General features: G+C 44.4%; 9 protein-coding genes and 1 pseudogene. 7 read left to right on the top strand and 3 right to left on the bottom strand.

Going from position 1 to position 9,482, the window contains the following annotated elements:
* Positions 1-534 (top strand): annotated as a pseudogene (locus tag CCU_RS01115) (sodium-dependent transporter); the annotation flags it as partial.
* A 132-nt stretch (positions 535-666) separates the two neighbouring features.
* Here the strand turns inward: CCU_RS01115 and CCU_RS01110 are convergent.
* Positions 667-2,214, bottom strand: coding sequence for a M56 family metallopeptidase (locus CCU_RS01110; RefSeq protein WP_208895886.1), 1,548 nt, complete (start codon positions 2,212-2,214; stop codon positions 667-669).
* 10 nt (positions 2,215-2,224) lie between these two features.
* Positions 2,225-2,584, bottom strand: coding sequence for a BlaI/MecI/CopY family transcriptional regulator (locus tag CCU_RS01105; protein ID WP_015533249.1), 360 nt, complete (start codon positions 2,582-2,584; stop codon positions 2,225-2,227).
* Positions 2,585-2,801: 217 nt separating this feature from the next.
* Here CCU_RS01105 and CCU_RS14890 point away from each other — a divergent pair, with 217 nt between their 5' ends.
* The 4 genes from CCU_RS14890 (at position 2,802) to CCU_RS01090 (ending at position 5,414) form a co-directional block, all read left to right on the top strand.
* On the top strand, positions 2,802-2,927 hold the full coding sequence (locus CCU_RS14890; RefSeq protein ID WP_015533248.1) for a hypothetical protein: 126 nt from the start codon (positions 2,802-2,804) through the stop codon (positions 2,925-2,927).
* A gap of 37 nt (positions 2,928-2,964) precedes the next feature.
* On the top strand, positions 2,965-3,390 hold the full coding sequence (locus tag CCU_RS01100; RefSeq protein ID WP_015533247.1) for a ketopantoate reductase family protein: 426 nt from the start codon (positions 2,965-2,967) through the stop codon (positions 3,388-3,390).
* 117 nt (positions 3,391-3,507) lie between these two features.
* A complete protein-coding gene (locus CCU_RS01095; protein ID WP_015533246.1) occupies positions 3,508-4,707 on the top strand; it encodes a cation:proton antiporter in 1,200 nt (399 codons plus the stop codon).
* Positions 4,708-4,739: 32 nt separating this feature from the next.
* Positions 4,740-5,414, top strand: coding sequence for an HAD family hydrolase (locus tag CCU_RS01090; protein ID WP_015533245.1), 675 nt, complete (start codon positions 4,740-4,742; stop codon positions 5,412-5,414).
* Between the two features lie 71 nt (positions 5,415-5,485).
* Here CCU_RS01090 and CCU_RS01085 read toward each other — a convergent pair whose 3' ends face one another.
* Entirely contained in the window at positions 5,486-6,364 is an 879-nt protein-coding gene (locus CCU_RS01085) for a LysR family transcriptional regulator (protein ID WP_015533244.1), read from the bottom strand.
* A 408-nt stretch (positions 6,365-6,772) separates the two neighbouring features.
* On the opposite strand from CCU_RS01085, the gene CCU_RS01080 reads away from it, so the two are divergent.
* Both CCU_RS01080 and CCU_RS01075 read left to right on the top strand, forming a co-directional pair.
* Positions 6,773-8,056 (top strand): adenylosuccinate synthase, encoded by a 1,284-nt coding sequence (locus CCU_RS01080; RefSeq protein ID WP_015533243.1) that lies wholly within the window; start codon positions 6,773-6,775, stop codon positions 8,054-8,056.
* Between the two features lie 240 nt (positions 8,057-8,296).
* Positions 8,297-9,482 (top strand): alpha-galactosidase (locus CCU_RS01075; RefSeq protein WP_208895885.1); only part of this gene is annotated, 1,186 nt, incomplete at its 3' end.

Raw genomic sequence — 9,482 nt, 5'->3', positions numbered from 1 at the left:
CCGGATACACTTCAGGCAGGACCATCACTGATGTTTATCACTATTCCAAAAGTATTCCAGAACATGGGATTTGGAACTGTCATAGGTATTGTGTTTTTTGTTCTTGTGCTGTTCGCAGCGGTTACAAGTTCGATAGCACTTACGGAGAGTGCAGTGTCAACATTTGAGGATGAGCTTGGATGGGGAAGAAAGAAGGCAACGGTGCTGGTGGGAGTTATCATGCTTGCGCTTGGAAGTCTGTCATCCCTGGGATATGGCCCGCTGGCAGGAATCAAGATCATAGGCATGCAGTTCCTTGACTTGTTCGACTTCCTCACCAATTCGGTGATGATGCCTATAGCGGCACTTCTCACAAGCCTGCTTGTGTCAAGGGTAGTTGGAATAGATAAGATAGAGGAGGAGATAATTCACGGCGAGAGTGCCTTCAGGAGAAAGAAGGTATTTGTAGTCATGATCAAATATCTCTGTCCTGTATTTGCCATCATTATCCTGCTCAGCTCTGTTGCAAATGCACTTGGCTGGATAAAGATGTAGACATGTATATAGATAATAAAGCCGCCCTATCTGATACGCGTTATATGTATTAGACAGGGCGGTTTGTTATGCTCAGTATTTCTAGTTCTTTGTTGCGATGGTATTCAGATCTGGACTGACACTCTTGGTAGTTTAATTGGCTGTAGCTTGGAACTCGCTGACCTCATCCTGGCAGTCCGTCATAGTGCGCTCAATGGACTTAAGTGATTCATTTGTCTGAGCCACGGATTCGCTGACCTCATCCTGGCAGTCCGTCATAGTGCGTTCGATGGACTTAAGCGATTCTTTTGTCTGAGCTATGTCAGCTGGATTGTAGCTGACCATCTCGTCATCTTGTCCGTCTATGGATTTGGAGTATTTGGCTCCGTTCTTGATATCCTCCAGAATGCCCTCGTACATGGCGATCGTCTCATTTACTCTATCCTGTGTCCACACATATTTTTTGCCACCGGATATATATGAACTACCGATGATACTTTTGAGCTCGACTTTTTCGTTCTCAAGCCATGCCTTATACTCGTCGTATGTCCACCACTCAATATCAGGAGTTGGGAACTTTTCTTCAAACTCGGCGTCGGTCATGGCTTCAAATGTCTTTCCATTATCAAAGCTGTAATATGTCTTGCCGTCATCCGGATTTATATAGGACATTATTGTCTCCGTATCAACCGTGTCTGAAAAAGTGGTATTGGTAGTATCTGTAGCTTCGGTGACCGTACTGGATTCATCGCCCTTGACCGATGTTGCAAATACTGTCACTGTTCCGGTGACTAAGACCATCGCTACAGCGAATGATATGATAGTCGTCTTTTTTGTTTTCATAATTGCTGTTATCCTTTCTTCGATTGCGTTTCTGCTAAAGTGGTTGCAGAGTGGCATAAAACCGCCCTTTGTCTCATCCATACTGATCAGAGCCTTTGCGTAGGACGCCCTGCTTGTGCCTCCGAAATGGTGAATCACAGCCTCGTCGCAGGATAGCTCTATGTCTCTGTTGGCGAGAAAGTACATAATCCATACCAGAGGGTTAAACCAGTGTATGCAGACCGTGGTGATCAGCAGAAACTTGGTAACTGTGTCAAATCTTCTAATATGTATAAATTCATGTTCCAACACGTAACACAGGGTATCTTCATTTTCCCAGTCAGTTTTCTTGGGCATAAGAATCACTGGATGCCACACGCCAAATGTAAGCGGTGCCGAGATCAGATCTGACTGTCGTATGGACAGCTTGCGTTTTAAATTGTGAGTCTCCAGCCATCTGCGTGCAAATGCATTTTCAACTGGTAATGATGTCTGAAATTCCCTGTAGCATCTGATATATGCCGAGATAAAAAATACCGCGCAGAGAACAAGTCCTGCCACCCAGATGATATCCCACGCTGAAATCGTGAGAGCAGGAATCTGAGATTGAGGTGCCTGGGTGGAGACAGGCCCTTGCGTATTGATCGGCATGAATCTGACAGCCGGTGTTTCATTTATGTCAGAGACTGTTTTCTTTCCCAGCAGAGAATAGATGCTAAACTTAGATGGACATGAAAATGGTATTAGCAGCCTGATGATCGTGATTCCCCACAGTATCAGGAATGTCTTTTTAGGCAATCGGTTAATTGCCAGAGCGCGAATGACTGTGATCACCATGATCATGACAGCCCCGGCAACGCTCATTTGCAGTAAGCTCATATTCATCACCTCACTCCAAATCGTTGACGATCTGTTTTAGCTTTGCGATCTCCTCAGGGGAAAGCTTCTTTCTGCCGAGAAGAGCAGCAAATAGTTTGTCGGCAGATCCGTCGTAGACCTTATTGATAAGTTCAGTTGTCTCGGCCTCCTGTACCTCCTCCTTTGGTATTATGGCGTGGCACATGAAATTAGGCTCAGAGCGTTCAATTGCTCCTTTTTTGATGCACCTCTTGATCAACGTATATGTAGTGTTCATGTTCCAGCCAATTTCTTCTTTCAGGACATCGGAGATATGTTTGGCAGTTGTGTCGCCCTCGTCCCAGAGGACTCCCATCACCTTAAGTTCTGAATCAAAAAGTTTTATATCCATATGTGTTCTCCTTCACAAACTACTGCAGTAGTATTATGCCTTTATAATACTTTTCAGCTAATAAAATGTCAATACTACTGGAGTAGTTTGAATTAAAATTAATATTTGCAGCATGGCGTGACTGATTCTGGCAGGTGATAAGATTTTGAAAGTTGACAGGATTTCTGTCCGGTTTTTATAATAATGTTTATGAGTACATGAAAGAAGGATTTTACATATGGATATAAAGAAAGTTGCTATCTTAGGAGCCGGAGCTGTAGGCTCTTATATGATATGGGGACTCTCAGAAAGAGATGACATAGAGCTTGGAGTTATAGCCGAAGGCGAGCGTCAGGCTGTTTGATGGAACAGGACTTCACTACACGATATCGAATCATATCATGGTTGATCTGTGGAGCAAATTCAGACTCAACGTGTGCAACAATCTGCCACAGGCTATCCTTGGTGCGGGAGTGGGCTGTTACAGGGACAGTGAACACATGAGGATCATAAGCGATGCACTCAAGTCTGAACTTGAGGCGGTGGCTACGGCGAAGGGGATAGACCTTTCACTTGCCGAAGGGCCATCGGTGCACGGAAGTGCGGTTCCACCTTCAGCGAGATATTCGACACTTCAGGATCTTGATTCTGGAAGGCATACAGAGATAGATATGTTTTCGGGTGCACTAGTAAGAATGGGAAGAGAGCTTGGAATACCGATGCCTTACAATGAATTTGCGTATCATATGATAAAGGCGTTGGAGGAGAAAAATGACGGGCTGTTTGACTACGAGGGCAGGGAGAATGAGAGATCCTGTGCAAGGTGATATGCTTCGACGGCTGTATTGATGGTATGTTAGTATTGATACTGACTGGTGTAAGCTTTTTTTCATAATAAGAAAATGCTTTGATACATTTGCTAAATTAAGGAGGTATTGTCTATCATGTTGACATCACTTGCACTCATTTTCATAGTCGGACTGGCGATGGGCGCCATCTGTCAGAGGCTTAAGCTGCCGCGCATCATAGGAATGCTGGCGACGGGAATCGTTCTTGGTCCGTATGTGCTGGATCTCTTTGATCCGTCCATATTGTCCATATCTGCGGATCTCAGAAAGATAGCGCTTATCATCATACTTATCAAGGCAGGACTGTCCCTTGACCTTAAGGATCTGAAGAAGTCGGGACGCTCGGCGGTGCTGCTCTCATTTGTCCCGGCGTCATTCGAGATCATCGGATACATACTGTGCGCACCTGTTATACTTGGAATAAACCGCACAGAGGCAGCTGTCATGGGCGCGGTGCTAGGCGCGGTATCACCGGCGGTCGTTGTTCCGAGAATGGTGAATCTCATAGAGAAAAAGTACGGAACTGACAAGGCGATTCCGCAGATGATACTTGCGGGGGCGTCCTGCGACGATATATTTGTCATAGTGCTTTTTACCACATTTCTCAGCATGGCGCAGGGCGGAAGTGCTCATGTCATGGATTTCGTGAATATCCCAATATCCATCGTGCTTGGAGTACTGCTTGGCGTGGACGTTGGATATGGACTTTATCTGTTCTTTGAGACTTCCTATGCAAGGAAACACTGCGTGAGAAACAGCATGAAGGTCATCATTGTGCTGGGATTTTCGTTCCTGCTTATAGCGATAGAGGGATGGCTTGAGGGAAAGGTGTCGGTGTCGGGACTCCTTGCGGTGGTGGCTATGGCATGTGTCCTGAAACTCAAATGTCCAGAGTCGGTGTCGGGAAGACTCTCACAGAAATTTGGAAAGCTGTGGCTTGCGGCGGAGGTCATATTGTTCGTGCTTGTGGGTGCGGCTGTGGATATCAGATACACCCTTACAGCAGGACTTCCGGCACTACTTATGATATTTGTCGCACTGGCATTTAGAACGGTTGGTGTTCTGATCTGCGTGGCACATACATCACTCACATGGAAGGAAAGGCTGTTCTGTGTCATCGCGTATCTTCCGAAGGCTACAGTTCAGGCAGCCATCGGATCAGTTCCGCTTGCGGCAGGGCTGGCATGTGGTAATATAGTATTGTCGGTTGCCGTGCTGGCGATCGTGGTGACTGCGCCACTTGGAGCGATAGGAATAGACGGAACGTACAAGCATTTGCTTAGTGAGGATAAGTGATGTTTTGCGTTCGGTAGATATAGGAGACAAGTATGAATAGATTGAACAGTAAGATAAAGAACATTATATTTGACATGAACGGCACAATGATATTTGACGGAAAGTATCATGAGATAGCCTGGAAGGATTATGCGGAGAAGCTTGCCGGCAGACAGATGAGCACGGAGGAGTTTCAGCATCATGTGCTGGGGCACACGAACAAGGATATTCTGGAATACCTCATGGGAAAGGGTACGCTCACCGAGGAGAGGATACTTGAACTTACCGAGGAGAAAGAGGCTATGTACAGAGAGATGTACATGGAAGATACTGCAAACTTCAAGCTGGTGGACGGCCTGGTGGCATACCTTGATAAACTTAAGGAACAGGGGATAAATATGAACATAGCCACAGGGTCAAATATGACAAATCTCGCATTCTATTTTAAAGAGTTTGATCTCGGAAGATGGTTTGACATAACGCTGTGCGCATACGACGATGGAACCATGAATGCTAAGCCGGCTCCTGATATGTACATCCGGGCCATGGAGCGCATCGGAGCAGTGCCGGAAGAAACCATGGTCATAGAAGATGGACCGTCGGGAATCCGGGCAGCGGCGGCAGCCGGAGCCGGATATATAGTTGGAATTTACGGCGACTCATCGAGAGAACTGCTTGAAGAGACAGGGCTGTGCGATGAACTGATTCCAGATTATAGAAATATGTGATAAGAATAGGGCGTGTTCAAATGGACGAACATGCTCTATTTTACTATGGTATATGGGTGTGGGGATGATTCTTACAACAACTCCATAAGTTTATTTGCAGCAACGCTCATACCACGGCGCCTGTCACTGATGATACACATGTGACGCTTTGGTATGGGCTTTTTAAATTGCAGGCGGAACAGGTCGCCGCGGTCTATATAGCTCTGGGCGAAGTCTGCCATGATGGAGCCGATGCCGAGATTTCTCATGACGAACTGGGCAATCATATCGCTGGTAGAAAGCTCGAATTCGGGCTGCAGAGTCACGCCCTCATGGCTCAGAAATGTGTCGACATATGCGCGTGTGCTTGTGTCATGCTCCAGACAAATGATCGGAAGCTCGTCAAGCTCGTGGTAATCCAGAGTTTTGCCCTGAAGATATGAAAACCTTGGTCCGGCGATGAAGATGTCCTCAATCTCCCTTGCCTGCTTGATCTCCATGTGAGGATCGGCGGGAAGAGGACTGGTGACGATACCGAAGTCTATGTTGCCTGATAGCAGATGATTTATCGTGCTGGGAGTCGGAGCATTTGTGACATGAACCTTGATCCCCGGATATAGCTGGTGGAAATGCTCCAGATATGGCAGGAGATAGAACTGTAGTGTCATATCGCTTGCGCCTATCCTTATCTCGCCGGTCTCCATGTGGAGAAGCTGTGAGAGCTGCTGTTCACCCAGGGAGATGGATTCGTATCCCGCTGCAACGTGGGAGTAAAGGATCTCTCCGGCATTTGTCAGTGAGACGCCCTTCTTGGTTCGGATGAACAGTTCTATGCCGATCGCCTGCTCCAGAGCTTTGACTGCCTGACTTACGGCTGGTTGGGATATACACAGCTCCCTGGCAGCAGCGGATATGCTGGATGCTTTGGCGACATGGTAGAAGATCTTGTAATATTCGAAATTTATGTTCATTTATAATTTCCTCCAGATTCAATAGAGATCATTTAATATGTGTGTGTCAACAATATGTTTTATTGCAAAATAATTCAGGACTTTTTACCGTTCTATAATGGTACGATTGAAATAATTTTGCTTAAAAAATTATGCATATATAATATAAGTAAAATGGTGTTTGAGGTGGACAAAATCCATTATATTTACAGTTTATGTTGGTTTAATCAAAAAGTAAAGACAAATATAAGGCGTACTTATAATAAATATAAATAATATTGATTTTACTTATGACATTATAGTGTTATAATGAAAAGGTATTGTGAGTGATCTGCTTATAAATATTATGTATAGGCAGAAACATTTGAACAGCCACAATACGGATATCAGAAAATATTTCAAAATGCTGCGAAAGCGAGGAAAAGTATTATGGTAAGAGCGGTTGTAGGAGCCAATTGGGGCGACGAAGGAAAAGGTAAGATCACAGACATGTTAGGCCAGGAGTCAGACATAATCGTAAGATTCCAGGGTGGTGCCAACGCAGGTCACACAATTGTCAATGACTATGGTAAATTTGCTTTACATACACTTCCATCAGGAGTGTTCTACAGTCACACAACAAGTATCATTGGAAATGGTGTTGCACTTAACATCCCTCTTCTTTTCAAGGAGATAAAGTCCATCACAGACAGAAATGTACCAATGCCTAAGATCCTTGTATCTGACAGAGCACAGATGGTTATGCCATACCACATTCTCTTCGACGAATACGAGGAGGAGAGACTTGCAGGTAAGTCATTCGGATCAACAAAGTCAGGAATCGCTCCATTCTATTCAGATAAATATGCAAAGATCGGTTTCCAGGTAAGCGAGCTCTTTGATGAGGAAGCACTTAAGGAGAAGATCGAGAGAGTTATAGTACAGAAGAACGTTCTTCTTGAGAACCTGTATCACAAGCCACTCTTAAAGGCTGATGATATATTCAACACACTCATGGAGTATAAGGAGATGGTTGCTCCTTATGTATGTGACGTATCAGCATACCTCTATGAGGCAATCAAGGAGGGCAAGAACATCCTTCTTGAGGGTCAGCTTGGTTCACTGAAGGATCCGGATCACGGAATCTACCCTATGGTTACATCATCATCAACTCTGGCAGCTTATGGTGCCATCGGTGCAGGTATACCTCCATACGAGATCAAGCAGATCATCACTGTATGTAAGGCATACTCAAGCGCAGTAGGAGCAGGCGAGTTTGTAAGTGAGATATTTGGCGACGAGGCAGATGAGCTCAGACGCCGCGGCGGTGATGGCGGTGAGTTTGGTGCAACAACAGGAAGACCTAGAAGAATGGGTTGGTTCGACTGTGTGGCATCAAAGTATGGCTGCCGTATCCAGGGAACAACAGACGTTGCATTTACAGTACTTGATGTACTTGGATATCTCGATGAGATCCCGGTATGTGTAGGCTACGATATCGATGGTGAGGTTACAACAGACTTCCCAACAACATCAAAGCTCAAGAAGGCAAAGCCTGTATATGAGACACTCCCAGGCTGGAAGACAGATATCAGAGGAATCAAGAAGTACGAGGATCTCCCAGAGAACTGCAGAAAGTACATTGAGTTCGTTGAGGAGCATATCGGATTCCCAATCACCATGATCTCAAACGGTCCGGGAAGAAACGATATCATCTACAGAAACGCAAAGTAATTTGACCTGATTCACAGGGAAATCAAATAACAGAAAAATAACAGGGACACTTTCCAGTAGGAGATTATTAGGGAGTGTCCTTTTTGTTGTTGGAAATGGATTTCTATTTGTGGTGTGAGGAGATTGTGAAATATGATTATATTTGTTATGATTATTTTATCGGCTTTCCGATAAAAGTTCTAGTGGATAGGGCGATGTGCAAAAAAAGCATATTGCAAATTTATTGCATGGAGGAGAAAAATGAAATACATCAAAATCAATGAAAACGGAATTCATATTGTATTTGGAATTACAGATAAAAATCAGATCAAATTGCTGCATTTTTCAAAAGCAGAATTTGATGAAAATGATATTTGCAAATTTGGAAAGGAATGTAAGGCAGAAGATCTGGTAAGAAAAGAGCAATTTATCGATGAGGCTTTTCAACTTGTACAGGTAAACCTTGCCGGATATAATCGCCCATATGAAAAGCATGGAAATAAACATATTTGTACAGCACCGGGATATTTATTGACCTATGCGGGGATGGAAGACAGTTGGAATGAGATTGGACGTAAGATAACCATTTATCAGGAAGATAAGGAAGAGACACATGTCCGCGTAGAAACAAGAATGCAGTTTTATAAGGGCACTTCTATCGTTCGTATGGTCAATAAAGTAATCAATGAAGACGATAGTACACAGTGTCTGGAATATCTATCTTCATTTTGCTATACAGGAATTGAAAAAGAGGGAAAAAGCAATTCCGATGCGAAAATGAGAGTGCGCATTCCTTATAATGGATGGCAGAAAGAGATGAGTATCAAAGAATATAAGTTCGGAGATGTAGGACTGGCGCAAACACAACCCGGGGTATACCAGCGTACTTCACAGGTGCTTGAAGTATCGAATACCGGAAACTGGTCTACGAAGAAGTATTTACCATTAGGGTATGTAGAAAATACAGAGGCACATACAAGCTTATTCTGGCAGATTGAACATAACGGTTCCTGGCATTATGAGATCAGTGATCAGAATACGCATTTTTATGTCTGTGTCAGCGGACCGACCGAAGTACAGTCTCACTGGTTCAAAAATCTCGCGCCGGGCGAATCATTTGAATCGGTACCGGTTGCTGTGGGTGTGGCAGATGACAGCTTTGAAAAAGCAATGGGTGAGCTGACAAAATATCGCCGTATGATTCGAAGACCAAATAAAGATGATGAGAATTTACCGGTTATTTTCAACGATTATATGAATTGCCTGTTTGGTGATCCGACAACGGAGAAAGAACTTCCGCTGATTGATGCGGCTGCGGAATGCGGTTGTGAATACTATGTGATAGATGCCGGTTGGTATGCTCCCGGAGAATGGTGGGACAGTGTCGGCGAATGGCAGGAAAGCAGGGAGCGTTTTCCGAATGGAATTAAAGAAGTAACAGATTACA

The sequence above is a fragment of the Coprococcus sp. ART55/1 genome (assembly GCF_000210595.1).
Taxonomy (GTDB): domain Bacteria; phylum Bacillota; class Clostridia; order Lachnospirales; family Lachnospiraceae; genus Coprococcus; species Coprococcus aceti.
The sequence above is the reverse complement of the archived record's forward strand: the minus strand, read 5'-3'. Positions and strand labels throughout refer to the sequence as shown.